The sequence below is a fragment of the Chryseobacterium sp. Leaf180 genome (assembly GCF_001424585.1).
GTDB lineage: Bacteria > Bacteroidota > Bacteroidia > Flavobacteriales > Weeksellaceae > Chryseobacterium.
This window is the reverse complement of sequence record NZ_LMPJ01000010.1, coordinates 372,432-399,367: the sequence shown is the minus strand read 5'-3', so window position 1 is coordinate 399,367 and position 26,936 is coordinate 372,432. Positions and strand designations below refer to the sequence as shown.

Here is a 26,936-nt window from a genome sequence, read left to right as displayed (position 1 = left end):
CCAGCGCCAATGGTACTGCGAAAGCGGGAGAGTAGGTCGCCGCCAGTCTTTTTTTATTCCAATAACTCCTTCATCAAAAAATGAAGGAGTTTTTTTGTGACCAATTTCTAACTAAAAGTACTGATAAGTAAATATGAAATTTGGTCTTAGATCTAGTATTCTAAAAGTTTTTTGCTCAAATCTCTTTCTGATTTACTTACATCTGGGTTAGACACGATTATAAGATAAAAAAGTCTCAGCATCTGCTGAGACTTCGTTCAAAAAGCAAAATTAAATTTTAATCTTTTAAAAATTTCTGTGACTGTAATCCTTGGATCTGAATAAAGTACATTCCTTTATTTAAAGAAGCAACATTCACTTTCTTATCTGCTGATAAAATACCGTTTTGTACTGTACGGCCATTAACGTCAACAATAGAATAGTTACCATTGGTTTTGGCTACGAAATTTACCATAATAAAATCTTTGGCCGGATTTGGCGAAATGTTTACTGCAGATTGTGTACTCTTTGTTTCTGCTGTACCAAGCGCTGCAGAATATAGCTGCGAAATTTCAGTGGTAGTCAGCGTACGGCTCCAAATTCCTACATCATCAATATTGGCATTGATGTTTCCGCCACCACCGATGGCACTTCCAATGTAAAATGGTAATGCTGCCGATGTTGCTGTTGTGTAGGTGTTTGTAAGTGTTCCGACGAGTGATCCATTTTTATACATCTGCATCACTTTGTTATTATAAACTAAAACGAAATGCTCCCAGGCAGTTGTAGAATAGTTTGTACCATTCAGAAATGTCCAGGATTGACCTTGCTCATTTGTTCCGAAAACCGTTTTTGTCGTATCGCACTGCAGAAGCCAGATAAAGTTCCCCTGAACGTTAGACCCGCTCATTAGGGCAACACCTTCCGAGGCACCGTTTTTTTTCATCCAGAAAGAAACTGAGTATGCTCCTGCTAATGAAAAATTATACGTAAGGGAACTTTTCGTCAGATAATTTGTAGTTCCGTTGAAGCTGTAAGCAGAATTTGCATTTCCAGCGCGGTCTGCAACCAGCGTTGCACCGATTACCGTCAAATTGTTCGCGTTGCCACTCGAGTCATTAGCGTTACCTGTAAATCCCCACCAGGCCACAAGATTGGTACTCGGTACATAGCTCGGAGTTTGAGCTGATAACATTCCTGCGAAAATCAGGGATGCAAGAAGAGAAAGTTTTTTCATAGCTTACTTAATTTGTTTAATCCACAAATGTATTAAATTAATTATATAAATTACCTTTTTAATAAAATATTTATATTTTAAATGGTATTTTTAAAATATTATGTTAAGTTTAAGGTGTATAATTTTAATTACTGATATTTCACTATATTCATGATAAGTCATTATTTCAATTAAAAAAGATTAGATATTTCACCGCAAAATTTAATTATCTTTGAACTGATTTTGCGGGGTAAATTATATAAATGCGCATCATCATTTATAACCATTTTCAATTTAGAAACTCGTGAAAGCAAATTTTTCGATACAGGATTATCAGCATTTTTCTTTTGATCTCTGGCTTACTGTCATCAAATCACATTATGAATTTAAAACAAAAAGAGCTGAGCTTTTTAAATCGTTTTTTAAAATTGATAAGCCGTTTGACGATGTTATGTCGACCGTAAAATACTATGATAATCTCTGCAACACAAGCAATGAGATCGTAGGTGGCAATATCGAAACTTTCGAAATTTATCTGATGATTCTGTCTTCATTAAAGGTGGATCTTAAAACTTTAAATATGAAGCTGTTTGAAGATTTTTACATTGAATCTGAGCAGCTTTTTCTGAAATATCATCCGCAGATTATTATGGAAAATGTGCACGGGCTCTTTGAAGAGATAAAATCCGCAGGGAAAACCATAAATATTCTCAGTAATACCGGTTTCATCAAAGGAAAAACGATGCGGAAGTTCTTACACCACCAAAAACTTGATCAGTACATCGATTTTCAGATCTATTCCGATGAAATACGGTTTTCAAAACCAAATCCGGAAGTTTTCAAAGCAGTTTTAAATCAAATCAAAAATAAAAACATTTTACCTGAAAAAATTCTTCACATTGGCGACAATCTTGTTGCTGACTACAATGGCGCGAGAGATTTTGGTTTCAGTGCTTATTTAATTCAAAATTAATTTCATGAATCTACGATACAGTTTGCACAAGATAAATTCTGCGCAAGACTTTACTTTTTCTCCCGCCGATTACAGTTTTTTCAAATACGGCGATAAAACTTTTGCCGAAAAATTTGCTGAAGAACTTTTCCTCGGGCTTCTTGAAAATCACGACGAAATATTCAATACAGATAAGCAGATTGTCGTTTTGCCGAGCCCGTACATGGCGATTCCGACCGCGTCGAATTTCCTGTGTTTTTATTTTAAAAAGAGACTTGATTTTTATCTTTTTAAAAACGGAAAAAAGGCAAGCATTATTTCAAAAATAAACCGAAATCATACGTACACGACAGACTATGGGAATCTCAGTTTTGAAGACCGTAAAAAACTGATTGCCAACGATACGTATTATCTTGATAAAGATTTTCTGAAAGATAAACTCTGTATTTTTATTGATGATATAAAAATCACCGGAAGCCATGAATTTACTGTAACTAAAATCCTGAATGAATATAATGTGCAGGCAGATTTCGTATTTCTATACTTTGCTGAACTCACCGATATGAGCATCGACCCAAAGATTGAAAATTATTTTAATTATTTCGCGGTGAAAAATGTACATGATGTGATCGAGGTGATGCACAAGCCGAGATTTGAGTTTAATACCCGAATAGTAAAGTATATTTTAGGTCTCGATTCAAGTAATTTTGATTATCTTACGTCTAAAATAAAAAGTGGTCAGGCTGAGCTTCTTCTGGAACTTGCGATAAGCAACAATTATCACCTGATCGCCGAATATGAGAACAATATCAATGCTTTAACACAAACAGAATATAATTATGGCTATTAATTTACAGAAAGGACAGAGAGAAAACATCAACGCACCAAAATTTACGATCGGGCTGGGCTGGGACACCAACAATACGTCTACAGGCGGAGCGTTCGATCTTGATGCTTCACTTTTTCTTTTGGGAGACGATAAAAAACTGGTTTCCGACAGTCATTTTGTTTTTTACAATAATCTGGAGTCGCCGGACAAAGCGGTGATTCACTCCGGAGATAATCTTACAGGAGACGGCGATGGTGATGATGAGCAAATTAAAATCGATCTTACTAAAATTGATGCTGCAGTGAAAGAAATTACCGTTGTGGTGACGATTCATGAGGCAGATGCCAGAAAGCAGAATTTCGGGCAGGTAAGAAATTCTTTTATCAGAATTTTTAATACAGATACAAACGAAGAGCTTTTGAAATATGAGCTCGACGAAGATTTTTCGATAGAAACGGCAGTAGAATTCGGAAGAATCTACAACAGGAACGGCGAATGGAAATTCGAAGCCGTAGGAAGCGGACAGAGAGAAGGCTTAGACAAATTTGTATCAATGTATCAATAAGAATTTTATGGATAATCAAAATAACCCAAATCACGATCCGCTTTCTTCGATCGAACCGTTGAAAACTTTCGAGCCGAATGTTCCTGCACCACATGAAAATGCAGGCCCGCCCGTTTTGATGGACCGTGACGGAAATGTAAATGTCTCGCATATTAAAAATGAGGACCGACAGAAATATGAATCGATTGCCAACGCGATTGATGAAACAAATCCGGGATCGATTGTCAATTTCGGTTCTGATCTTCAGAAAACATTGGCGAATCAGAGTGACAGTTTTCTTGGAAATGTGCGCCGCTCAAACTCGGGAGAAGTCGGTGAACTCATCAATAATCTTTTGATTGAGCTTAATTATGTCGATGTTGATGAAATTAATAATGGCGGTGTAAAAGGTTTTCTGAGCAAGCTTCCTTTTATGAAAAAGATGCTGACTCAGGTTGATAATCTTTTCGCGAAATACGATAAAATTACCAGTAACATCGATCAGATTTCGCATAAAGTAAACGCCGGAATTATCACTTCTACGAAAGATAATGCAGTACTGCAGACCATTTTCGACAGCAATGTGAATTCCATTAAAGCCATTGAAGATTTGGTGATTGCCGGAAATCTAAGAATGCAGAAAGCAGGCGATGAACTGGCAGAAATGGAAGCCAACGTACAGAATTATGCGGATTATCAGATTGCAGACAAACGTGATTTCATCAACAGATTAGACCGAAGACTGGCAGATCTGAAAGTGGTCCGTTTAATTATGATGCAATCGCTTCCGCAAATTCGTCTTGTGCAAAATAATAACGTTTCGATTGCCGAAAAAGCGCAGACAATTCTTACGACTACTTTGCCGGTTTGGAAAAATCAGCTTTCGCTGGCGGTAGCGATGCACAGACAGCAGCAGAATATCGAAGTACAGCAGAAAGTTTCGCAGACCACGGAAGATATTTTGAGAAAAAATGCAGAGCGTTTAGGCCAGAATTCAAGAAATGTAGCGCGTGCAAATGAGCAGACTATTGTTTCTGCCGAAACTTTAAAGGAAACTACGGCAATGCTGATCAATACATTAAATGAAGTAAAACAGATCCAAAAACAGGGAACAGAAAACCGCCGCAAGCTGGATCAGGATTTGCAGACACTCGAGCACGAATTAAAATCAAATATCAGAGGCTAGGAAAGCGTGGATGGTGAAGCAGAAAGCATAATGTCCCAGAGCAAAAGAAGATTAACAAGGCTTAAACTTCTTTCTAATTTCTTTGAAAACATCGATGTGCTTTCGATCTACATCAAAACGGAAATTATCCACAAATTATTTGAAGAAAATAAAACGATTGATTACAGCAAACTTGAGCTTTTTCATCTGCAGTATACCGACAGTCTGATTGAGCTTTTAACGAAAATAAAAAAGAAAAAAGAACACGATCTGCTGACGGTGATTAACGAAATCAACATCAATAATCAGTACATCGCAGCTTTTGAAGAGAAACAGACTGATCATTTTGATCTGGAAAGAAAACTCTACAGCGGAATTTTTTCAGATTTTCTGCATAAAGTATATTCAGATTTGACGGAAGAAAAAGAGCGGAATAACTGGAATGAAGTTTTGTATTTTCATAAAAAATATGCCGCTGAATTTTACCGCGAAACGCAGGAAGAAAGTAAGCTGACGATTGGAAATATTCCGCATTATCTGTACCAGGAATTTCAGATTGAGCGGAAACTTTTAGGAAAACTGAATATTCAGAATTTCAAAGTACGATTTGTCTGCGGATATAAATGTGGAAGAAAGGAATACGAGATTTTCAGGATTTTTCAGTCGGATGATTATTTCTTTTTCGACGTGGAAGGTAAAAAACTCTATCTGAAAGATGTGGTGAAAGAAGAAATTGATATTTCGGCCAATGTTTCTAATCAGGCTTCATTGATTTTGAAGCTTCGCGCACGGAATGAAGATTTGGAAGAAACGATTCAGGAACAGAAAAGAAAACTTCCGGAAGGCGTAGATTTGGTTTTAAAAGATTACTTAAAAAATCTGGAAAGCATCGACATCATGAGCAAGATTTTCGATGTGAATGAAGAAACCAATATTCTGCGGGCAATGCTCAATTTAAATTTAAATAATTAAAAATTTTAGACTTTAACATCATATCAATAATAAATAAACAAAAATAAAATGGCTATTAACTTACAGAAAGGGCAGAGGATAAACCTTACGAAATCCAACGGTACGACGCTTACACAAGCTTGCGTGGGTATAAACTGGGGCGCCATTGAGAAGAAAAGCTTTTTTGGCGGAAGCAAAAAAGAAGCGGTAGATCTTGATGCAAGCTGCATTTTGTACGATGCAAACAAAACGGCTACTGAAGTGGTTTATTTTGGAAACTTAAAGTCTAAAAACGGTTCGGTAAAACACAGCGGCGACGATCTTACGGGTGATACTGAAGGTGACGACGGTCTGGATAACGAGGTGATTACAATTGATTTTTCCGGACTTGATGCAAATGTTGATCACGTAGCTTTGGTTTTGAACAGTTACCGCGGACAGGATTTCGGAACGATTCCTTTCGCTTCAATCCGTATTTACGAAGGTTCGCCGACCAATGTGCGCGAGGTTTTTGCGAAATATGATATCGCCAACGACAAATCTTTCAGCGGACACGTAGCAATGGTGATGGGCGTTTTTTACAGAAAAAACAGCGAGTGGAAATTCAATGCCATTGGAGATCCCACTGCAGACAAAAAACTTGAGCAGACCATACAGACGGTTCAGCAAAAATATTTGTAAAGAGGGATTTTAATTTTAAAAACTAAATGAGCAATGACTGTATTTTTACGGCTGTTGCTTTTTCATATCATCTAAATATATCAAAAATAGTGGAAAGTCATAATATTTTAGAACTTCATCCCGGTCTCGTCTGGGGATTTGCCATAACGGTGATCATCATGCTGATGCTCGATCTTGGCGTTTTTAATAAGAAAAGCCATGAGGTTTCGTCTAAAGAAGCGACTATCTGGTCGATTGTTTGGATCTCACTTTCGATGGTTTTTTCGGGCGTCGTTTATTGGGTTTTCAATACAGACGGAAGTCAGGAAAGTCATGCCGTGGCGGTAGAAAAATTCACACAATATCAGGCAGCGTACTGGATTGAGAAAGCATTGTCGGTAGATAATTTATTTGTCTTTATCTTGGTTTTCGGATTTTTTAAAGTGCCGAAATTTCTACACCATAAAGTTCTTTTCTGGGGAATTATCGGAGCGTTAATCTTCCGTGCGATCTTTATTTTTGCAGGCGTTGAGCTGATCGAGCTTACGTATTTGCCTGAAATGAATATTTTCGGTCATCCCGTGAAAATCAATGTGGTGATGACGCTTTTTGGTCTCTTCCTGATCTACGCCGGAATTAATTCCTGGGGCGGCGGTGGCGACGATGAAGACGAAGATTACAGCAATACCGCAGGTGCGAAACTGATTAAGAAATTCTATAAAGTTTCTGATAACTACGATGGCGACAGGTTTTTCACGGTACAAAACGGAATCCGTATGGCGACGCCACTTTTGGTGGTTGTAGCCGTTATTGAGTTTACTGATGTACTTTTCGCGGTAGATTCAATTCCTGCGATTTTTGCGATTTCAAAAGATCCGTTCATCCTGTATACTTCAAATATTTTTGCGATTTTAGGATTAAGATCTTTATATTTTTTGCTGGCAAATTTCATTCATATGTTCAGCAAACTGCCGTACGGTCTGGCAATTATTCTCGCTTTTATTGGTGTGAAAATGCTTATCGCGCCTTGGTATCATATTTCTTCGCCGGTTTCTTTGGGAATCGTAGGTGGCGTTTTGATACTTTCGGTATTGGTTTCTATCGCGTTTCCAGATAAAAAAGAAGAGGAAGCTTAGATTAAATTTTATCTTAAATAAAACAAAAGGCTTTGCATTTCGCAGAGCCTTTTCTATTGATATTTAAGAAGTTTGTTAATTCTTTTTCTTGTCTGAAGCGAAACTTTGTAGGTTTCTTCACGAAGTTTCTGAATCTTCCCAACGGGAGAAAACATCTCTGCGCTCTCAAAAGGATTGAAAGAAAGCAGTTCGTTCTCGCAGTGATTTTTGCTTAAAGAATTTTTATGAATCACAATTTCACCAACTTTTACATAAGGCGAATTTTTCCATTTTTTGCTTAAATTATTTATCGGCTGATCTTTTTCATTGAAACAAAACTTCAGAAAAACATCTGCCGTGAAATCATTTTCAAAACAAAACTTGTTTACCGATTCTTTTACCGGAAGATCTTTTCCGAAACTTTTTGAAATGTTTTTAGGCTTGAGTTTAATTTTCATCATTTCATTCCCAAAACGGTAAACGCCCACCGAATAATAATTAAACGAAAGCAGAAAATCGTTCTTTCGTTTTAAAAAGCTGAATGCGTGTTTTATAAATTCTGTCGAGAAAAAATACGGTGAGATTTTAAAAATTTGTTTGATCAGAGGCAATAATCCTTTTCTTTTGCTGATGAAAAAACGGTTAACAGAAGTAAAAAGTTTCAGAAAATCCGAGACCGATTTTATCGGAAAAACCGGAAAATTTACCAGCGGAAAATTCGCAATGGTGCGGCTGGCTTCATCTTTGATTTTGATGGCAAAACCATACGCCGGAATATCATTTTTCTTGATTTTGAGATGCGCATTCGACAGGCGCACTGTAACAGAATATTTATCGCGGTCTAAAATTTCACGGATATTTCGTGGGATATTTTTATCAATCTTAAAAATTCCGTTCAGAACTGCATATGTTTTTGCGTGCGCATTTCGCGTAGAATGATTTACGTTGCTGATCGCCGAAGAATGCTCCACAAAATCCTGAATGCTTTTTTTGTTTTCTTCTAAAAGCATTTTTTCTTCGTAGGTAAGCTGGTCAAAAATTTTGTCGTAAAGAATCGGTTGCTGCATTGTGTTTTATCTGAAGTCAATAATAACGCCATGTGTTTTATTCTACGTTAAGAGAATATTATATTATTTTGAATTTTAAGATTTGTGCTTCCTTTTAAAATTTTATCTTTACTGAAAAAATAATGGGAGTAGCAGATATGCTTTTTAAGCGCAAAAAAGAACAGGCAGAAAAAAACCTGAATGCAGGGAAAGCTTTTCTTGAAGAAAATGCAAAACGTGAAGGCGTGATCACATTGCCAAGCGGGCTTCAGTACGAAATAATGAAAGAAGGCGACGGCGAAAAACCGGGACCGAGAAGTACGGTGAAATGTCATTATCACGGCACCACGATCGAGGGAAAAGTTTTTGACAGTTCAGTAAAAAGAGGAACTCCGGCATCGTTTCCTTTAAACAGAGTAATTTCCGGCTGGACGGAAGCGTTGCAGCTAATGTCTGTCGGCAGCAAATGGAAACTGTTTTTACCACCGAATCTTGCCTATGGTGAGGAGCAGATCAGCAAAGAAATCGGTCCCAACTCAACCCTTATTTTTGAGGTCGAACTTTTGGGAATTAAATAAATTGTCACTCAATTACCTGATCTTTGGTCGGGTGATTTTTGTTTTAACACGATGAAGAAAATTTTGTTGCTTTCACTGTTGGTCTTTTTGAGCACATCCTGTGTTTCAAAGAAAAATCTTGCGATCAGGCAAAATATTCTTACACTGCGCGACAGCTATTGCAAGGCGCCTTTTCATTATAATTATGATGAAAAACTGCCTTCGTATAATTCTGATTCGATTTTGCTGACGAACAGCAATCTGAAAGCTAATTTTTCTGATCAAAGTATTTTGATGCTTAATGCTTTGGGAAATCTGGATGAAGTGAACGAGATTATCGATCAGAAGAAAAAGCAGGATCTCAGCGCGCAGGTAAAAGTGTTGCAGTTGAAAATGAAAATCAACAGTAAAATCACACTTGCACTCAGCGAACTGGATGCTGTCGCAGCCGAATTTGACTGTGAAGGTGAGAGAGTAGAACAGGTTGAAGGCTATGTAGACAATTTGAATGACGTACGGAATAAGCGTCTGATTTTGTTTTCGGTCATTACAGGCGCGGCAGCTTCAATTGCCGGAGGAATTGTGACAAATGATGGCTGGAGTAGAGTAATCGATGTTTCAGGAGGTGGATTGGGAGCGGCTTTTGGTCTCGCCACTTTAGATCCGAAAGGAAAAAAGGTAGAGTTTATTCACAAAAGAAACTTACTTAGCGACATCTGGAATGAGAAACTTACATCTACAAATTTTCCTCCATTTATCTGGTATATGTACACCGAGCCACGCTTCAGCCGAGATAATGTTGCGGCAATAGAAAGTATAAAAGCCGGCTGGCTGCATTATCAGTTTGATGATGATCAAAAACGGGCAGATAGTTCGGTTATTTTTAGTGATGGAGGAATGTATTTTTCTAAAGATCTGCAGATTCGGGCGGCTATGCTTAATCAAATGCAGTCGGCAACACGCACAATTAATCAGACAATTAACTATCTTTTGCTGGATCTTGATAAATTGATTTTATAAAATTTTTTAATTGTAATAAAATATATTACATTAATTTGTATCTTTGAAAAAATTATGAGCAATACACGGTTTGCAACTGCGATTCACATCATGACTCTTCTGGCAAAATATTCGGATGAATGGCTCACTTCAGAATGGATTGCTGGCAGCCTGAATTCAAATCCTGCGATGATTCGTAAAGAAATTGGTGTTTTAAAATCTGCAGGTCTCATTGCCAGCCGAAAAGGAAAAGAGGGTGGTAGTATGCTGGCAAAAAAGGCTGAAGAAATAAGTATGGGTGATATTTTTGCAGCCGTGAAAAATACCGAAGTTTTGGGAAGGAAAAATTCAAATCCCAATCCGAAATGTCCTGTAGGCAGAGATATCAATGTACAACTTGAGCAGCTTTTTACTGAAACTGATTCTATGGTGAATTCTTTTCTGAATAAAAAATTGCTCCATGATTTTGCTGAAACTTTCAGATAAAAAATTTTAAACATTAATGTAACAATAAATATTACAATTTAAATCAAAACAAATGAAAAAAGTAGCAGTAATTGGCGCCACCGGTTTTGTTGGCAAACACTTGGTTAAGGAATTAGCAGACCGTGGATATTCGGTGAATGCGATCGCCAGAGATTCTTCAAAAGTAGAGCATAATGAAAATGTGCATGCAAATATTGCAGATGTCAATAACGTGGATGTTTTGGCAGACGTTTTAAAAGGAAGCGATGCAGTAATAAACGCATTCAATGCAGGCTGGACGAATCCGAATCTTTATGATGATTTTTTAAAAGGCAGTCAGAATATTGAAAAAGCGGTAGAGAAAGCCGGAGTCCAACGTTTTATTACGATTGGAGGTGCCGGAAGTTTATTTGTAGACGGAAAACAGATTGTTGATGGAGCAGATTTTCCCGCTGATATCAAACCTGGAGCATTGGCAGCGCGTGATTATCTAAATGAAATTAAAAAGAATAACACGCTGGATTGGACATTTTTCAGTCCGGCCATCGAAATGCATCAGGGAACTGCAGGCGTGCGAACGGGAGAATACCGTACAGCGCTGGAAAATCCGGTCTTTGATGTAAATGGTAGAAGTATTCTGTCGGTGGAGGATGTCGCGGTCGCGCTTGTCGATGAATTGGAGCAGAATAATCACATTCGCGAACGTTTTACGGCCGCATACTAAAGGAATTGATTACGGCGGCACCGAAGGTGCCGCCGTAATTTTATTTTTTCATAATTTCTATAAATTCATAAAAAGTTTAGGATTTACAGGATTATTGTTTTTGTGAACTTCATAGTGAAGATGCGGTCCGGTAGATCTCCCTGAGTTTCCGGATTTTGCAATTACCTGACCCACTTTCACCTCATCATTCGTTTTAGCGATCAGCTCAGACAAATGTCCGTAAAGTGTTGCAAGACCATTTCCGTGAGAAACAATCACGCAGTTTCCATAACCTCCTTTCTGTCCAGAAAAAATAACTTTCCCCGCTGCGGTTGCAATTACATTCGAACCAAAAGCCACGGCAATATCCAATCCTTTATGAAACTGCATCTGGTCTGCTTCTGCAGGTGCAGCATTGGTTTTAGCCACATTTTCTTTCACATCCGGAGTTTTCACATCTGCAGTTGGAACTTCAGTATTTTCTGTTTTTGCATTTCCAAGCGGTAAAACTGAAGCGTAAACCATCTTCACAGGAATAGGGTTTTTCCTCACGCCAAAATTTGACGAGATATAACCTTCCGTAGGCATTCCCAAAGGCACCTGCAGAAGTTTCTGCTGAAGATTTACCAAATACTGACTGTATCGGTTTGCCTGTTTTGCCAGATAAACAGAGTTTGAGAGACTGTCGTGATCCAGCATCATCAGCCGCTCGCTTTGTATATTTTTAGATTTTAAAAAAGAATTAAGTTCTCCGATCGTATGGTCGACTACATTCAGGTCGGTTTTCATTTTAAGATAATCTATGCTGTCTTTCTGAGTGTTTATCTGCACGAGATTTACCTCATAATTCTTATCGTCTTTTCTTGCATATAAACTGGCAATTAAAATACTTTGTGTAAAAACTACGGCTAACAAAATAGCCAATAACGTATTTACTTTTTTTCTGTTTTGAAAGAATTTCTTCATTGCGGTATCTGAAATTATTTTTGAATTTTGAAGCTGCAAATTTAAGGAAAAATAATTTTTCACAAGTTTGATGGTAGATTTTATATTTTATTTAACCTTAAACGCAAAATATGGTACAAAATTGCCTTGTCGTACATGGTGTAACAAATACGTAATATTTGCTTGGTATAATTTCTGTTGGCTGAGAGTTTAATATATATTTGCAACAGATTCAAATTATGTCGAAAAAGAAAACAGATCCTGAGAATCAATCTTCCAGAAAGGCGAAAAACGAAACTGCGGTTGGCGTTGTAGGCAGCGGAAGTTTTGCGACGGCAATTGTGAAAATGCTTGTAGAAAACTGCAAAACCGTGCATTGGTGCGTGCGCAGCGAATTTGTGAAAGGTGCCATTGAGCTTCGGGGTCACAACCCGAATTATCTGATGGCCGTTAATTTCAATCTTAAAAATCTAAAACTTACCACCGATATCAACGAGCTGGTTTCTGTCTGCGACATCATCGTTTTGGCAACGCCTTCCATTTATCTTTCGGATATGATGGATAAACTGACTGCCGACTGCAAAGACAAGATTTTTGTGTCCGCGATAAAAGGGATTATTCCTAAAGTGAATGATGTCGTGGCGCATTATCTGAAGCAGGAATTTCAGATTGGGTTCCGAAATCAGGCAGTGATCGCTGGGCCTTGCCACGCAGAAGAGGTAGCGATGGAAAGGCTTTCTTACCTCACGATCGCGACGGTGGAAGATGAAGTTTCGCAGAGGCTTCAGGAGATTTTCAGTTCAGATTTCATTAAAGTAAATTCCAGCCGCGATATTTTAGGAAACGAGTACAGTGCGATTTTAAAGAATATTTTTGCGGTAGGTGCGGGCATCGCAAGCGGACTTGGCTATGGTGACAACTTCACGGCGGTATTTGTTTCTAACGCGATCCGCGAGATGGAGATTTTCCTTGAATCAATCTATGAATCGCCACGCGACGTGAATGAGAGCGCTTATCTCGGCGATTTACTGGTAACTGCCTATTCACTTTTCTCCAGAAACCGGAATCTCGGCAACCTGATCGGTAAAGGTTACACCGTAAAATCTGCCATTCAGTCGATGAATATGGTGGCAGAAGGTTATTACGCGGCAGATTCTATTTATAAAACAGCAAAGCAGAAAGGCCTGAAACTTCCGATTATCGATACCGTTTACGGCATTCTGTATGAAGGAAAAAATGCAGAGAAACAGTTTAAAAAACTTACGGCAAAACTGAATTAATTAAAGTTGAGTTTTAATATCGATTTCGGTTATCAAAATCGACCTGCAAAGTTCTTAATTTAAAACCTTTCGATGATTAACAGAAAAGGTACTGACGAGTTAGGTAAAAGGTACTGACGAGTTAGGTAAAAGATAGTGACGATTTGCTTAAATGATCAGTACCTTTTGTAAGAGCACTAATGATCGGCTTTCGCAAAGGTTTTTTTAAGACAGATATAATGAATAGTTCAAAATATAAAAACCGGGAAGTTTTCCGGTTTTTTTTATGTTTATTATTGATGTTAAATAATATTAAACAGACACCGGAAACCGAAAGTTTTCCCGAAATTAGATAGAAAATTTACTGCATGTCTCAATCGATATTCCGCCGTACGCCAAAGCCAAAATATGATGTTGTGCTGATCGGCGGCGGCATTATGAGCGCCACGCTCGCCACACTTTTACACGAATTTGATCCCAATCTCGATATCGCTGTTTTTGAACGCCTCGGCAGATTTGCCAAAGAAAGTACTGCCGCCTGGAACAACGCCGGAACGGGGCATTCCGCTTTTTGTGAACTGAATTATACGCCGCAGAAGGAAGACGGAAGCATCGATATTTCTAAGGCGGAAAGTATTGCCGAGCAGTTTGAAATTTCAAAACAGTTTTGGTCGTATTTAATTGATAAAAATTATATCGATAAACCTGAAGAATTCATCAATACGTGCCCGCACATGAGTTTGGTTTTTGGTGAAAAAGATGCCGATTATCTCGAAAAGCGTTATCTGACAATGAAAGAATCGCCGCTTTTTGCCGGAATGAAATTTTCTGAAGATCACAGCCAGCTTCGCGAATGGATTCCTTTGATTATGCGAAAGCGTAACGAAAGCGAAAAAATGGCGGCTTCCAGAATGGAAATCGGCACCGATGTCAATTTTGGGGCGCTTACGCGAAAGATGGCGAAGCATTTAACCGAAGACTCAAATGTTGAAGTTTTTCTCTATCATGAGGTGAAAGATATTGATCCGCGCGAAGACGGAAAGTGGGAGATGATGATCAAAGACCGCATCCACAGTCACCGTCAGGAAGTTTTGGCCGATTTTGTTTTTATCGGTGCCGGCGGTTACGCGCTTCCGCTGCTCGAAAGTTCGGATATTAAAGAGAGTGAAGGCTATGGCGGATTTCCTGTCTCTGGGGAATGGCTTGTGACGCATAATCCGGAAATGGTTGCGCAACATGAAGCGAAAGTGTATACGCAGGCAACAGTTGATGCGCCGCCAATGTCGGTTCCGCATCTCGATTTGAGGATTATTGATGGTGAGAAAGCTTTACTTTTTGGCCCGTTTGCAGGTTTTTCAAGCAAGTTTTTGAAGGAAGGAAGTTATCTTGATTTGCCGGAAAGTGTCAACTTTAAAAATATAAAATCGCTCTTCGGCGCCTGGTGGCATAATATTCCGCTGACGAAATATCTCATTCAGCAGGTGGCGATGACCAAAGCGCAGCGCATACAGCATCTTCGTGAGTTTGTAAAAGATGCAAAAGAAGAAGACTGGGAGCTGAAAGTTGCCGGACAGCGCGTACAGATCATTAAAAAAGACGAAAAATACGGTGGGAAACTTGAATTTGGAACTGAAGTCGTTGTGAATAAATCCGGAACGATCGCCTCACTTTTGGGTGCTTCTCCCGGTGCTTCAACCGCAGCTTTTGCCATGCTGAATGTTCTTGAACGTTGTTTTCCTGAGAAAATGAACAGCGAATGGCGCGAAAAACTTCTGGAAATTATCCCTTCTTACGGTCAGAAATTAGCCGAAAACAGAGAACTTACCGAGAAAGTACGCGCGCGCAGCAAGGAGAAACTTTCTCTGAAAATGTAATTTTAATTAAAATATAAGTATCGCCAGAATGTCTGAAGTTCTTACCAAACCGATTATTGCCACAGAGATTTTAGAATCTTTAAAAGCTAAATTTGATGAAGAAAAACAGGTTATTGTGCATTGCTGTTTTCCCGCTTCGCCAATGTTTGGTAACCTCATCAGAATATGGAATTCTACGGTTTTGATCGACAGGAATTCCGGCCATCACAGCAGATTGCTGCATGCAGAAAATATCAGTATTTTTCCAGACTGGACGGTCGTTCCGTTCATGCGGGATTTTTGGTTTACCTTAATTTTTTCCGGCTTGCCAAAAGAATGCAGCGTTTTTGATTTTAAAGAAATTATACCTGAAGAAGGCGGTTTTTTTGTGAACTCAATTAAAAGAAACTCTTCGGACATTTACAGAATAAAAATCTCAGAATAATTATTACATGATGCGAAATCTTTTATCTATCTTTTTTATCATAGTGTCACTGTCTGCCTATTCTCAAAACAAGAAAAAGCAAATTCACCAGCCTCCAACGATCACAGTTGTAGAAGCCGATTCAGTTTCGCCAAAAAATGATCATTCAAATACAATCAGCGAGATTAAAAAGTTTCAGGTAGATTTAAATGAAGAATACCTTAATGCTGAAGAAACGCCTTTGCGCGGTGATAATTTTAGGAAGTTTAAAGGTCATCCGTTTTTCCCGATTGATCTGAAATACCGCGTCACGGCTAAGTTTGAGAAAAATAAAAATCCCGTGCCTTTTGAACTGCCGACTTCTTCCGGCAAATCAAAATCTTATCAGGAATACGGGAAAGCGACGTTTTTACTTGGTGGAAAACCTCTTACGGTGAATATTTATCAGAGTTTAGATTTAATGAAAACGGAAGAGTACCGCGATCATTTATTTCTGCCTTTTCGCGATCTCACCAACGGGAAAGAAACTTATGGCGGCGGAAAATATTTAGATTTGAAAATTCCTGAAGGCGACATGATTGTTCTGGATTTTAATCTTTCGTATCAGCCATATTGTGCGTACAATGCGTATGATTACAACTGCCCTATTGTTCCTGCGGAAAATAAAATGGATGCAGAAATCCGTGCCGGCGTAATGTATGATGACGTTTATCATCATTAAAATTCAAAATTATTTTTCGTTTCCAGAAAACGAAATAAGTACGGCGCCTGCGATCATTACAGTTCCGCCTACTACGAGTTGCCATGTGAGTTTTTCCTTTAAAAAGATAATCGATAAAATAATGGTGATTACCAGGGAAGTCCGTTCGATGGTTGCTACATATGATGCATTGCCTGTTGAAAGTGCTTTGTAAGAAAAAAGAGTGGAAAGTGACGTGAAAACGCCAGCTGCGAGGAGAAAAATCCACGCGTTGCGCTCAATATTTTTAATTTCTGTAAAATTGCCCTGGAATAAAACAACTGACCACGTAATGGCTAAAATCAAGATTGCCTGAATTGCGAAAGCCAGACTTGAATCTACATTTTTGAGTCCGGCCTTTGTAAGAACTACTACCAACGCTGCGGAAACCGCCGCTAAAACTGCCCAAAGTATCCACATATTACTGATTTCTGGCGATAGCCAAGCAAAAGACAGCCCAAAGAAACGGTTTCAAAAATTTAGTGAGGCTTTGTATAAATTAATTGTGAATTTAGTCGGTCTACTGTTTTGCGGTGGTAAGTTTGGCAAGAAAGTTTCAGGCAATTAACGAACAAAAAAACAAAAGTCTATGGAAGTTTCTTTAAAAAATCAGGTGGCGATTATCACAGGTGCTTCAAGCGGAATCGGAATCGGCATTGCAAAATGTATGGCGGAAGCTGGTGCAACAGTAATAATCAACCATTCGTCGGAAAAATCTACAGAAAGTGCACACGAAGTTTTAAAGGAGATAAAAGAAGCTGGCGGCGATGGAATGGTGATTCGCTGTGACGTGTCGAAAGAAGAAGAAGTAATTGCAATGTTTGCTGAAGTTGTTGAGAAATACGGAACAGTAGATATTCTTGTTAATAATGCGGGCATTCAGAAAGATGCAAAATTTACCGAAATGACGCTGGACGACTGGAATGCAGTGATTGACGTAAACCTTACCGGACAGTTTTTGTGCGCACGTGAAGCGATTAAAGAATTTCTCCGTAGGGGAATTGATACTTCAAGATCTGTTGCATGCGGAAAAATTATCCATATTTCGTCGGTTCACGAGATTATTCCTTGGGCAGGAAGAGCGAATTATGCTGCGAGCAAAGGTGCTTTAAAAATGCTGATGCAGACGCTCGCACAGGAATTCGGTGCAGAGAAAATTCGTGTGAATTCGATTGGTCCGGGTGCGATTAAAACACCTATTAATAAAGAGGCGTGGGAAACTGAAGAAGCACGAGATTCTCTGATGGAATTAATACCGTATAACCGAATTGGAACGCCGAAAGATGTTGGTAATTTAGCGGTTTTCATTGCCAGCGATCTTGCCGATTATATCAGCGGCGCGAGTATTTTTGTGGATGGCGGCATGACGAGTCTGGAGAGTTTTGACGGAAATGGATAAATTTTATTCAAAAATCTGCTGAATCACTTCCAGCGAAACAGGAGTTTTAAATTCCGGGACGTGATAATGATAGTATACCATCAGACTGTCTAAAAAGTCACGCCGAATCTTCGGTGGAATTTTGATGCTGTAATTTCCATTTTTTGAAATAATAGTTTTCCAGAGCAAAGATATTTCTACATTAAAAAGCGGATGCACTTGCGAAGTTCTGAAAGTTCCGGTTTCGGGATCTAAAAAATCTCCGTTTCCGGGAAGTGGTGCGACGCCATTGATCATCAGAATTTTTATTAAAAAAATAAGATGCGCACGGTAGTTTTTCTGGTTCAGCTGTTCACTAAATTCTTCGATATTCTCAAAAATTAACAGATTTTTATTTTCATCCTTTAAAATTTGATGAAGGAAATCTGCGACAAAAAAAACAACGGTATTGATTTTAATATCACTGTAAAAATCCTGTACTGAAAGTGTTTCGAATCGGGAAATAGTCTGCATACTTCCGCTTTTTGCCGTTCTTACAGAGAAAAAAAGATGATTCAGCGGAAGCAAAAAAGCGCGTTTCTTATTTTTCTGCGTATAAATTCCGCGGAGGAAGTATGACTGAAAACCATCTTCTTCGGTGAAACAGTGCAGGATAGCATCGTTTTCGCCATATTTCAAAAACGAAAGTAAAAAAGCATTTTGAGAAGTCATTTATTAATTTACAACCGCAATTTTTGCTGTGGCTTTATCGCTGCCATCTTCGTTGGTCATTAAAACAAAATAAATTCCTGAAGCAACTCTTGCGCCGCGCAGATTGTTAAGATCCCATTCGTAATAACCTGATCTGGCAACCGCCGAATGAACGATGTTACCCGCAGCGTCTGTAATTCTGATATTGGTTTTTTCAGCAAGACCTTTAATTGTCACTTTCCCTTTAAACTGAGAATACACAACCGGATTCGGATATACCAAAACATTTCCGAAATTGGAAGTAACGTCGGCAACATCACCCTGAAAAGTTACAATTCCCTGGAAAGTCACAAAATATACCTTGCCGGTTTTTTTGTCGATCTTGATATCGGTAACAGAGTTTGTCGGAAGCGGAGAATTGTCTTTTGTAAAGCGTTTTATAACCCGTTGACCATCTTCGGAAAGATAATAGACGCCGCCATCTTCTACAGAAACCCATTTCTGGTTTCCGCCATCGACTTCAATATGTAAAATCACAGAGTTTCTGAAAAGTTCCTCGGCAATTCCGTTTTGCTCGATGACAATAGCTTCAAGATTGGGATCTGTTTTAGCAGCAGAAGCGGCATCTGGCAAAATACGGATTCCGGATTCTGTACCAATCCAAGCATCGCCTTCTTTATCCATTGCAAAAGAAATGGTGTTCGCCGGAAGATTATTGGTTTGGTCTAAATAATATTGAGAATCATCTGAAAAAGTAGCTGTTTTTTTGGTATCGTACACCATGAAATTGGTCGATCTCGGAATCGGAATCCACATCAGATCGTTCACGTAAGTAGGAAACTGAATACCGGCGCTGGCATTTAAATCTTTAAGAAGAAAATTGTCTGCAGCACGGTCGTAAACTGCCAAACCGCTGCTGGCATCTACAAAAGCCACTGAGCAAAAAATATTATTCTGTTCATCTGCGGTAAATCCTACGGGACGGCGGTCAAAATTATTGGACGCAGCGAGATCGTATAATTTCAGGAAATCAAAATTTTTGTTGCTGCTGTTGAAGCGCATCTTATAAATTCCGTGACCTGCCGCATTGTTGTAATTGGTAAAAAAGACATCATTATTATTCGCCGGATCTGCGAAAGCATCAACTACGTTAAAAACGGTTGTGCCTCCGACGAAAATGGAAGGATACACCCATTCGGTTCCCGTAAAATAGTAAAATCCAGGATTTTTAGCATTTGGCTGAGGCTCATTATAGCCGTTTGCGCGAATTCCGGTTGACACCAAGATTTTATTATCATTCAGCAATCTCATTTTATACGAATCGTTGAAATATGGTCCCTCTGGCCGGAAAGAAATGTTATCCTCGTTTTTGATTCCCGAAAGAACAGTTCCGCCAAAAATTTTACCGCCAACCCGTGTCGCCGTATTGCACTGTTCGCCTAAAGCTACAGAGCCTAAAAGATTTCCGGTAAGACCAAAAGTGTAAATTCTGGCGGCATCGGTCACAATAATATTATCTGTATTTGTCACCAAATCGCGCACACCAGCAAAGCTTGTGCTTAAAGAAACCGGAACATTATTATTTAGAATAAAAACGTTTGTCGCGGATGAATAGGCGAGAATGCTTTCAGAATCGATGTTGGTAAAAGCTCCTGGCGCATCGGTTGTCCAGGTTGAAAAAACTGGAAATGTCACATTCAGTTCATGACTTTTCAAGCCGTTATTTGTTGCTGAATAGACTTTGTTCCCGATAATTGTCGCTTCGTTGCTGGCCTGAAAACCGCCGGGCGTAAGGAAAAACGAAGAATCACCGAATTCCCTTTTTGTTAAATTAAAAATAGAAACGCCATAGCCAACAGAAACCGTAGCCCGGTCGCCCGTGATCGAAATATGATTGATTTTTTTGCTTCCGTTATAGCCTGTCGCAATCGGAATATCTACAATGTAAAAAATTCCCTGAGGCGTAATCACGTCGAGAGAACCGTTTTGGTAGCCGACCAAACCGATCTTCGTCTGCGGATTGTAGTCAAAAGCAGAAATTTTGACATCATGTAAACCATTGGCTTTACTGAGTTTGCTGACTTCTCCTGATGCGATGGTGTAGTAAAAAATTCCGTTTTCGGTCGCGGCAACGATTTTTCCGTTATCTTCCTTTAAGGCCAAAACATTATTGTAAGAAAAAATATCAGCCCACTTTTTTGAGGTAATATTCTGTGCATTCATCCACTGGAAAGAAGCCAGAATGCCGAGAGAAACGATAGAGAATTTTTTCATGTGTGATTTTCTGTTATGCAGTGATGCTGCTATCAATTGCCTGATTATTCCAGGTAATCTGTTGTACATTTTTATTAGAATCAAAAAAGAAATCGATGCGTCCAAGCAGCAAACCTGCCCAGCCAACCTGATTTACCAAAACGTTTTTGCCTTGTCTGTTCGTATAAGTTTCCGGCGCGGGAAGGAAAGTGTGCGTATGACCGCCCAAAATCAAATCGATATTTTCTGTTTTGGCCGCCAGAATTTTATCGCAGATCTTTTCCGGTTCGCCGCGATAATCATAACCGATGTGTGAAAGGCAGATCACAAGATCGCATTTTTTTTCGTTTTTCAGAAAATTGGAATAATGCTGCGCGGTTTCAACCGGATCTAAATATTCGGTTTCAAGATATTGCTTTTTGCCCACCAAACCGTCGAGTTTTATACCGACACCGAAGATTCCCACTTTGATTCCGTTTTTGTCGAAAATTTTATAGTTTTCAGTTTTCCCATTTAAAACAGTGTTTTTAAAATCGTAATTGGAGCAGATAAATGGAAATTTAGCGTTTGGCAAAACTTTTAAAAATCCGTCCAAACCATTGTCGAAATCGTGATTTCCCATTGTGGAAGCATCATATTTCATCATCGACATTAATTTAAATTCAAGCTCACCGCCAAAAAAATTGAAGTACGGTGTTCCCTGAAAAATATCTCCGGAATCGAGCAGCAAAAGATTATTTTCCTGTTTTCTGATCTGCTCAATCAAAGTTGCACGCCTTGCAAAACCTCCCTGATTTGGGTTTCTAGTATAGCTCGCATCAAAAGGTTCAATTCTGCTGTGCTGGTCGTTGGTGTGGAGAATTGTAAGTTTCGAAGATGCTTTCCCGTAATTTTGTGACAGATTTTCGGCCATCATTAGATTTGGCGCCAGAGACATTGCTAAAGTTCCGCCTGCTACTGTTTTCAAAAAACTTTTTCTGTCCATTATTTCTTTTCAATAAAGTTTAAACGAATCTCTTCATTCGGGTTGATGTCGGCGTTTTTCTTAAAATATTCTATGAACAGATTGCGCAGTTTAATGCCTGTCGCAATGTATTCTCCTTTGCTGAAAAACTTCATATTATCGCCGCCAAGCGCGAGATAATCTGAGGTTGCGATATAATAGGTTTTATTTGGATCAACCGCTTTTCCGCTAATGAGCGATTTTGTCAGCTGATGATTTTCAGTTTCAATATACAGATGGGAAACGGGATTATTGACTTCATTTTTAGCATAATAATCAAATAAACCCTGCATATCTGCACCTTTCATTTTCATAATGATCACCTCATTTTCGAAGGGCATCACTTCATAAACATTTCGCAGTAGAATATCACCTTTCCCAATAGTTGTACGGATGCCGCCAATGTTGATTAAAGCTGCATCAATACTGATATTCAGATTTTTTTTGGCCCAATTATCAGCGCCGTCGAAGGTGTAATCAGCCAATAGATTTCCAAGGTTGCTGTTGTCGCCCGATTTTGTCAGATCTACGCGAGTTGAAGAAATTTTCTGATTCATTTCCAGATCCAGTTTTTTCTTGTAAGGCTCGATAAAACTGGTAAACGTTGGCTCATCTTTAATCTCCGCATTTATGGAAATGTTGTTTTGAGTCTTCACGTCTGCTACCTTCAGAGATGAGGTTTTGCAGGCGCTGAGCAAACTCAAAGCACTGATAATCCATAAAAATCTACTTCTCAACATATTTTCTAGTATAATGCAAATATAATTATATGCAGAATAAAATGAGTTTATTATTCTAAATTCTTGCGGTAAATTATTACTTTTGAATAAAATAATTCAGCAAAATGAGCATTTTAAAAGGTCTTGGTGTAGCACTCGTTACGCCTTTCAACGAAGATTTATCGATAGATTTTAACAGCCTGACGAAACTTATCAACCATAATATTGAAAACGGGACCGATTATCTCGTGGTTTTAGGGACGACTGCAGAAGCCGCCACACTTTCCGGCGATGAAAAGAAACAGATAATTGCTCATATAATTAAAGTAAATGCGAAGCGCATTCCGCTGGTTTTGGGAATCGGCGGAAACAATACACTTGAGGTGAAAAAACAGATCGAGGAAACCGATTTATCAGAATTTGCAGCCATTCTTTCGGTGTCGCCTTATTACAACAAACCCAATCAGGAAGGGCTTTATCAGCATTATAAAATGCTTGCTTCGACGGGTAAAAATATAATTATCTATAATGTTCCGTCACGCACCGGACAAAATATTGAGGCCGAAACCACGCTCCGCCTGGCCAATGAATTCCCCAATTTATTTTTAATAAAAGAAGCCGCTCCAAACATTCTTCAGTATTTCGATATTCTGCGAAAAAAACCGGAAGGATTTAATCTGGTTTCTGGTGACGACGAATTTACACTTCCCGTTACGCTGGCTGGTGGAGCAGGAGTGATTTCAGTAATCGGGCAGGCGTATCCAAAAGAATTTTCTACGATGGTGAAGCTCGGTTTTGAGAAAAAAGTAGACGAAGCGTACAACATTCATAACAGATTGGTAGAAATGACCCGACTTATTTTTGCAGAAGGAAATCCAGGTGGTATAAAAGCAGTTTTGAGTGAGATGGGAATTATTCAAAATTATCTCAGACTTCCTCTTATTCCGGCATCAGAAGGACTTCACGCAAAAATTAAAGCGGAAATGAAGAATATTTAAAATGAACTGTCAATGAGTCAATTATGAATTTTTAAGTACAGTAATAAAATTAAAAGTGAAAGGATTGATGCTTTTCACTTTTTTATTTTAAAACGAAGACAACAAACCGCAAGTCGCGGAAATGAATCAGCAAGCCGCGGAAATGAGTCAGCAACCCGCAGAAATGGATCAGCAACCGCAGAAATGGATCAGCAAGCCGCGGAAATGGATCAGCAACCCGCAGAAATGAGTCAGCAAGCCGCGGAAATGGATCAGCAAGCGCGGAAATGAATCAGTAAACGCAGAAATGAGCCAGCAAGCGCGAAAATTAAGAAATAAAACAGATTTATCATGAAAATAATCAAAGCAACAGAAAAAGATATTCCGTTGATCCAAGATCTGGCGAAAAGGTCGTGGGAAAACGCGTACGCCGAAATTCTGTCGGGAGAACAGATGAAATATATGCTCGATACGATGTATTCTGAAGAAGAAATTTCTGCGCAGATGCAAAATCCGGATTATCATTATTTCCTGATTTATGATGAAATTTCAAATATTTATGACGGATTTGTCGGTTATGAAAATCATTACGAAGAAAACACGACCAAACTTCACCGCCTGTATCTCGTACCGGAAAGTAAAGGTAAAGGTCTGGGAAAAAAAGCCCTCGAATTTTTAGCGGAGAAAACCAAAGCCAGCGGCGACAGCCGAATTATTTTAAACGTGAATAAGTATAATCCGGCAAAAAGCTTTTATGAATCACAAGGTTACAAAGTGTATGATGAAGGCGTTTTTGACATTGGAGAAGACTTTTTAATGGATGATTATCTGATGGAGAAATATATATAAGATGTTGATTACGTTTTCACATAATTTGTAAATTTGAACAAATAATAAAACCATGAATGCAGCAGAAGTTAAATTAGCTTTGATCAATCGAATCGCAAATCTGAAAGAATCTCGACTCATAGACGAAATTACAAGTTTCTTAGATTTCGAACAGGATTCATCCATTTTTCAGTTAAGCGATGAGCAGAGAGAGAGACTTTTAAAAGCTCAAAATGATGAAATTCTTACAGAAGATGAAGCAAATAATGAAATTGAAAAATGGCTTCAAGAAAAATAATTTGGACAAAGGAAGCAAATTCTGAAAGGAAAGAAATTCTTAAGTTTTGGATTGAAAATAATAAATCAAAAACTTACAGTGTTAAGTTGAACAAACTTTTCATTAAGACTCTTAAGCAACTTGCAGATAACCCGAAAATTGGGCGTGAAACAGATTTGAAAGATGGCAGAGTAAAAATTGTTAGAAATTATCTGATGTTTTACGATTTTTCGGACGTTCAGATTAAGGTTCTTTCTATCTGGGACGGTAGGAGAGATTTATAAACAAAGAGGAGTTTTTAATTATTGTTACGATATCTTACTCCACTTATTTTTCCCTTTATAATTTTTTAAGTAAAAATTTTTTATGATCTGATGCTCAATTCTTGTAAGATGAGGATCGATTTCTAAGATTTTTTCCACCAATTTTTTAGTAATCTGGATAATTTCACCATCGTTTACAAGATCCAGTTTTTTGAAATCAACCACGCCACTTTGCTGCGTTCCCAAAATATCTCCCGGACCACGAAGCTGCATATCAACCTCAGAAATTTTGAAACCGTCATTGGTTTCCGTCATGGTTTTTATTCTCGTGCGGCTTTCTTTCGAGAGTTTATCCGACGTCATTAAGATGCAGTAGCTCTGCTCGGCGCCTCTACCCACGCGACCGCGAAGCTGATGAAGTTGTGAAAGCCCGAATCTTTCAGCACTTTCAATCACCATCACCGAAGCATTTGGTACGTTGACGCCCACTTCAATCACCGTTGTCGCAACCATAATCTGTGAATTTCCTGAAGCGAAATAATTCATCGCTGCATCTTTTTCAGCAGGTTTCATTCTTCCGTGGAGCATTGTAACGTTGTAATTTGAAAAGTTATCCATCACATGCTCCAGACCTTCCATGAGATTTTTATAATCCAAAGTTTCCGATTCTTCGATGAGCGGATAGACAAAATAAATCTGGCGACCTTTCCGGATTTCCTCGTGGCAAAACTGGTATACATAATTGCGGTCTTTTTCCTTTCTATGAGCCGTGATAATCGCTTTTCGACCAATCGGAAGCTCGTCGATCACCGAAACATCGAGGTCAGAATAAAAACTCATTGCCAGCGTTCGCGGAATCGGCGTTGCCGTCATCACCAGAATATGCGGCGGAATTCTGTTTTTTGCCCAAAGTTTTGCCCGCTGCGCGACTCCAAAACGGTGCTGCTCGTCGATAATCGCCAGACCGAGATTTTTAAATTTCACTTTATCTTCCAAAACGGCGTGTGTTCCTACCAGAATCGAAAGTTCGCCGTTTTCAAGTTCTTCGTGAATGATTCTTCTTGCGGAAGTTTTTACCGAACCGGTCAGTAAACTTACTTTTACCCGCGTGTCTTTCAAAAGATCTTTAATACCGTTGTAATGTTGCTGCGCAAGAATTTCTGTCGGCGCCATGATGCAGCTTTGAAAACCGTTATCCATCGCGATGAGCATCGTCAGAAGCGCCACCATCGTTTTTCCGGAACCAACATCGCCCTGCAGAAGACGGTTCATCTGAATGGGCTTTTTCATGTCGGTTCTTATCTCCTTCAAAACTCTTTTCTGCGCATTGGTCAATTCAAAAGGCAAATGATTTTCGTAAAAATCTACAAAATGATCGCCCACAATCGAAAACGGATTTCCCACCGACTGCGTTTTGTGATGCAGTTTTTTTAAAGCATATCCCAACTGAAAAAAGAATGATTCTTCGAACTTGAGACGTCTGTTCGCTGCTTCGTAAAAAAGCTGGTTTTTAGGAAAATGAATATTAACATAGGTTCTTTGGCGTGATAAAAACTTCATCGACTTCATCAGTTCTTCAGGCAGATTTTCTTCGATAAGCTGCGGAATTTCGCGACAGATGGTTTTCAGAATATTCTGAAAATATTTCTGGCTCATGCCGCGTTTCGTGAGCTTTTCGGAACTCGGATAAAGCGGCTGCAGACGCGTGTCGTTATTTTTACTTTCTACCGCTTCAATTTCCGGATGCGGCATCGAAAACTGCTGATTAAACAGATTAAGTTTCCCAAAAATATAGACTTCCTGATTCACCGGAAGCTGCTCTTTGAGCCATTTAGAATATTGAAACCAAACCAGATCCAATGTGCCTGTCGCATCCTGAAATTTCGCGGTGAGCCTTTTCATTTTTCCAGTGGCGATTTCCTGCACAGCGATAATTTTTCCTTTAAGCTGAACCTCATTAGGCGTTTCCTGCAATTGAGAAACGGTAAAAACTTGGCTTTTATCTAAATACCGTATCGGGAAAAAATTAAGAAAATCATCCACAGTCGAAATTCCCAATACATTTTTAATAAGTTTGGCGCGTTCGGAACCGATTCCTTTTACGTATTCTATGGGAGTTTCTAAAGTCAGAAGATCATATTTAGCAC

The 26,936-nt window shown here is 38.8% G+C and carries 29 protein-coding genes; 20 read left to right on the top strand and 9 right to left on the bottom strand.

Going from position 1 to position 26,936, the window contains the following annotated elements; genetic code table 11:
• Nucleotides 1–277 precede the first annotated feature (277 nt).
• The gene (locus ASG01_RS12930; protein ID WP_055864251.1) at nucleotides 278–1,216 is read right to left on the bottom strand and encodes a LamG-like jellyroll fold domain-containing protein; all 939 of its coding nucleotides are present in this window, start codon (nucleotides 1,214–1,216) and stop codon (nucleotides 278–280) included.
• Between the two features lie 283 nt (nucleotides 1,217–1,499).
• Here ASG01_RS12930 and ASG01_RS12925 point away from each other — a divergent pair, with 283 nt between their 5' ends.
• From ASG01_RS12925 to ASG01_RS12895, 7 genes are all read left to right on the top strand, one after another.
• On the top strand, nucleotides 1,500–2,168 hold the full coding sequence (locus tag ASG01_RS12925) for an HAD family hydrolase (protein ID WP_055864248.1): 669 nt from the start codon (nucleotides 1,500–1,502) through the stop codon (nucleotides 2,166–2,168).
• A 4-nt stretch (nucleotides 2,169–2,172) separates the two neighbouring features.
• Complete coding sequence (locus tag ASG01_RS12920) at nucleotides 2,173–2,997, top strand: phosphoribosyltransferase family protein (RefSeq protein ID WP_055864247.1); 825 nt, start codon at nucleotides 2,173–2,175, stop codon at nucleotides 2,995–2,997.
• On the top strand, nucleotides 2,987–3,541 hold the full coding sequence (locus ASG01_RS12915; RefSeq protein ID WP_055864244.1) for a TerD family protein: 555 nt from the start codon (nucleotides 2,987–2,989) through the stop codon (nucleotides 3,539–3,541). Before ASG01_RS12920 ends, ASG01_RS12915 begins: the two co-directional genes overlap by 11 nt.
• Nucleotides 3,542–3,548: 7 nt before the next feature.
• The gene (locus tag ASG01_RS12910) at nucleotides 3,549–4,706 is read left to right on the top strand and encodes a toxic anion resistance protein (protein ID WP_082498366.1); all 1,158 of its coding nucleotides are present in this window, start codon (nucleotides 3,549–3,551) and stop codon (nucleotides 4,704–4,706) included.
• Between the two features lie 30 nt (nucleotides 4,707–4,736).
• Entirely contained in the window at nucleotides 4,737–5,657 is a 921-nt protein-coding gene (locus ASG01_RS12905) for a hypothetical protein (RefSeq protein ID WP_131725372.1), read from the top strand.
• A gap of 48 nt (nucleotides 5,658–5,705) precedes the next feature.
• Entirely contained in the window at nucleotides 5,706–6,317 is a 612-nt protein-coding gene (locus ASG01_RS12900) for a TerD family protein (RefSeq protein WP_055864240.1), read from the top strand.
• An 89-nt stretch (nucleotides 6,318–6,406) separates the two neighbouring features.
• A complete protein-coding gene (locus ASG01_RS12895) occupies nucleotides 6,407–7,432 on the top strand; it encodes a TerC/Alx family metal homeostasis membrane protein (protein WP_055864322.1) in 1,026 nt (341 codons plus the stop codon).
• Between the two features lie 53 nt (nucleotides 7,433–7,485).
• Here ASG01_RS12895 and ASG01_RS12890 read toward each other — a convergent pair whose 3' ends face one another.
• Entirely contained in the window at nucleotides 7,486–8,478 is a 993-nt protein-coding gene (locus ASG01_RS12890) for a catalase (RefSeq protein WP_055864239.1), read from the bottom strand.
• Between the two features lie 122 nt (nucleotides 8,479–8,600).
• Here ASG01_RS12890 and ASG01_RS12885 point away from each other — a divergent pair, with 122 nt between their 5' ends.
• The 4 genes from ASG01_RS12885 to ASG01_RS12870 are packed head-to-tail and all read left to right on the top strand — an operon-like array spanning nucleotide 8,601 to nucleotide 11,202.
• Nucleotides 8,601–9,035 (top strand): FKBP-type peptidyl-prolyl cis-trans isomerase, encoded by a 435-nt coding sequence (locus ASG01_RS12885; RefSeq protein WP_055864237.1) that lies wholly within the window; start codon nucleotides 8,601–8,603, stop codon nucleotides 9,033–9,035.
• 51 nt (nucleotides 9,036–9,086) lie between these two features.
• On the top strand, nucleotides 9,087–10,034 hold the full coding sequence (locus tag ASG01_RS12880) for a hypothetical protein (RefSeq protein ID WP_055864235.1): 948 nt from the start codon (nucleotides 9,087–9,089) through the stop codon (nucleotides 10,032–10,034).
• Nucleotides 10,035–10,088: 54 nt separating this feature from the next.
• Nucleotides 10,089–10,499, top strand: coding sequence for an Rrf2 family transcriptional regulator (locus tag ASG01_RS12875; RefSeq protein ID WP_055864233.1), 411 nt, complete (start codon nucleotides 10,089–10,091; stop codon nucleotides 10,497–10,499).
• Between the two features lie 52 nt (nucleotides 10,500–10,551).
• The gene (locus ASG01_RS12870) at nucleotides 10,552–11,202 is read left to right on the top strand and encodes an NAD(P)-dependent oxidoreductase (RefSeq protein ID WP_055864231.1); all 651 of its coding nucleotides are present in this window, start codon (nucleotides 10,552–10,554) and stop codon (nucleotides 11,200–11,202) included.
• A gap of 57 nt (nucleotides 11,203–11,259) precedes the next feature.
• Here the strand turns inward: ASG01_RS12870 and ASG01_RS12865 are convergent, their stop codons facing one another.
• Nucleotides 11,260–12,147, bottom strand: a complete 888-nt coding sequence (locus ASG01_RS12865) for a M23 family metallopeptidase (RefSeq protein WP_055864319.1) — start codon at nucleotides 12,145–12,147, stop codon at nucleotides 11,260–11,262.
• 218 nt (nucleotides 12,148–12,365) lie between these two features.
• Between ASG01_RS12865 and ASG01_RS12860 the strand changes: the two genes are divergently transcribed.
• The 4 genes from ASG01_RS12860 to ASG01_RS12845 all read left to right on the top strand — a co-directional run bounded on the left by ASG01_RS12860 (nucleotide 12,366) and on the right by ASG01_RS12845 (nucleotide 16,383).
• The gene (locus tag ASG01_RS12860; protein ID WP_055864229.1) at nucleotides 12,366–13,406 is read left to right on the top strand and encodes an NAD(P)H-dependent glycerol-3-phosphate dehydrogenase; all 1,041 of its coding nucleotides are present in this window, start codon (nucleotides 12,366–12,368) and stop codon (nucleotides 13,404–13,406) included.
• A 347-nt stretch (nucleotides 13,407–13,753) separates the two neighbouring features.
• Entirely contained in the window at nucleotides 13,754–15,259 is a 1,506-nt protein-coding gene (mqo, locus tag ASG01_RS12855; RefSeq protein WP_055864227.1) for a malate dehydrogenase (quinone), read from the top strand.
• 28 nt (nucleotides 15,260–15,287) lie between these two features.
• Nucleotides 15,288–15,683, top strand: coding sequence for a hypothetical protein (locus ASG01_RS12850; protein WP_055864225.1), 396 nt, complete (start codon nucleotides 15,288–15,290; stop codon nucleotides 15,681–15,683).
• A 7-nt stretch (nucleotides 15,684–15,690) separates the two neighbouring features.
• A complete protein-coding gene (locus ASG01_RS12845; RefSeq protein WP_238584553.1) occupies nucleotides 15,691–16,383 on the top strand; it encodes a DUF1684 domain-containing protein in 693 nt (230 codons plus the stop codon).
• A 9-nt stretch (nucleotides 16,384–16,392) separates the two neighbouring features.
• On the opposite strand, the gene ASG01_RS12840 is transcribed toward ASG01_RS12845, so the two are convergent.
• A complete protein-coding gene (locus ASG01_RS12840) occupies nucleotides 16,393–16,821 on the bottom strand; it encodes an EamA family transporter (RefSeq protein WP_055864222.1) in 429 nt (142 codons plus the stop codon).
• Nucleotides 16,822–16,990: 169 nt separating this feature from the next.
• Here ASG01_RS12840 and ASG01_RS12835 point away from each other — a divergent pair, with 169 nt between their 5' ends.
• The gene (locus ASG01_RS12835; protein WP_055864220.1) at nucleotides 16,991–17,800 is read left to right on the top strand and encodes a glucose 1-dehydrogenase; all 810 of its coding nucleotides are present in this window, start codon (nucleotides 16,991–16,993) and stop codon (nucleotides 17,798–17,800) included.
• A 3-nt stretch (nucleotides 17,801–17,803) separates the two neighbouring features.
• On the opposite strand, the gene recO is transcribed toward ASG01_RS12835, so the two are convergent.
• Genes recO through ASG01_RS12815 form a run of 4 tightly spaced genes read right to left on the bottom strand, consistent with a single transcriptional unit; the run spans nucleotide 17,804 to nucleotide 22,465 of the window.
• Nucleotides 17,804–18,490, bottom strand: a complete 687-nt coding sequence (gene recO, locus ASG01_RS12830) for a DNA repair protein RecO (RefSeq protein ID WP_055864218.1) — start codon at nucleotides 18,488–18,490, stop codon at nucleotides 17,804–17,806.
• 3 nt (nucleotides 18,491–18,493) lie between these two features.
• Complete coding sequence (locus tag ASG01_RS12825; RefSeq protein ID WP_055864216.1) at nucleotides 18,494–20,743, bottom strand: T9SS type A sorting domain-containing protein; 2,250 nt, start codon at nucleotides 20,741–20,743, stop codon at nucleotides 18,494–18,496.
• Nucleotides 20,744–20,756: 13 nt separating this feature from the next.
• The gene (locus tag ASG01_RS12820) at nucleotides 20,757–21,707 is read right to left on the bottom strand and encodes a bifunctional metallophosphatase/5'-nucleotidase (protein WP_055864214.1); all 951 of its coding nucleotides are present in this window, start codon (nucleotides 21,705–21,707) and stop codon (nucleotides 20,757–20,759) included.
• On the bottom strand, nucleotides 21,707–22,465 hold the full coding sequence (locus ASG01_RS12815; protein ID WP_082498364.1) for a 5'-nucleotidase C-terminal domain-containing protein: 759 nt from the start codon (nucleotides 22,463–22,465) through the stop codon (nucleotides 21,707–21,709). Before ASG01_RS12815 ends, ASG01_RS12820 begins: the two co-directional genes overlap by 1 nt.
• Nucleotides 22,466–22,569: 104 nt before the next feature.
• On the opposite strand from ASG01_RS12815, the gene dapA reads away from it, so the two are divergent.
• The 4 genes from dapA to ASG01_RS12795 all read left to right on the top strand — a co-directional run bounded on the left by dapA (nucleotide 22,570) and on the right by ASG01_RS12795 (nucleotide 24,810).
• Nucleotides 22,570–23,442: a 4-hydroxy-tetrahydrodipicolinate synthase gene (gene dapA / locus ASG01_RS12810; RefSeq protein WP_055864212.1), complete on the top strand. Its 873-nt coding sequence runs from the start codon at nucleotides 22,570–22,572 to the stop codon at nucleotides 23,440–23,442.
• A gap of 330 nt (nucleotides 23,443–23,772) precedes the next feature.
• Nucleotides 23,773–24,270 (top strand): GNAT family N-acetyltransferase, encoded by a 498-nt coding sequence (locus ASG01_RS12805; RefSeq protein ID WP_055864211.1) that lies wholly within the window; start codon nucleotides 23,773–23,775, stop codon nucleotides 24,268–24,270.
• Nucleotides 24,271–24,322: 52 nt separating this feature from the next.
• Nucleotides 24,323–24,547: a hypothetical protein gene (locus ASG01_RS12800; RefSeq protein ID WP_055864209.1), complete on the top strand. Its 225-nt coding sequence runs from the start codon at nucleotides 24,323–24,325 to the stop codon at nucleotides 24,545–24,547.
• On the top strand, nucleotides 24,529–24,810 hold the full coding sequence (locus ASG01_RS12795) for a type II toxin-antitoxin system RelE/ParE family toxin (protein ID WP_055864208.1): 282 nt from the start codon (nucleotides 24,529–24,531) through the stop codon (nucleotides 24,808–24,810). Before ASG01_RS12800 ends, ASG01_RS12795 begins: the two co-directional genes overlap by 19 nt.
• A gap of 24 nt (nucleotides 24,811–24,834) precedes the next feature.
• Here the strand turns inward: ASG01_RS12795 and recG are convergent, their stop codons facing one another.
• On the bottom strand, nucleotides 24,835–26,919 hold the full coding sequence (recG, locus tag ASG01_RS12790; protein ID WP_055864206.1) for an ATP-dependent DNA helicase RecG: 2,085 nt from the start codon (nucleotides 26,917–26,919) through the stop codon (nucleotides 24,835–24,837).
• Nucleotides 26,920–26,936 lie beyond the last annotated feature (17 nt).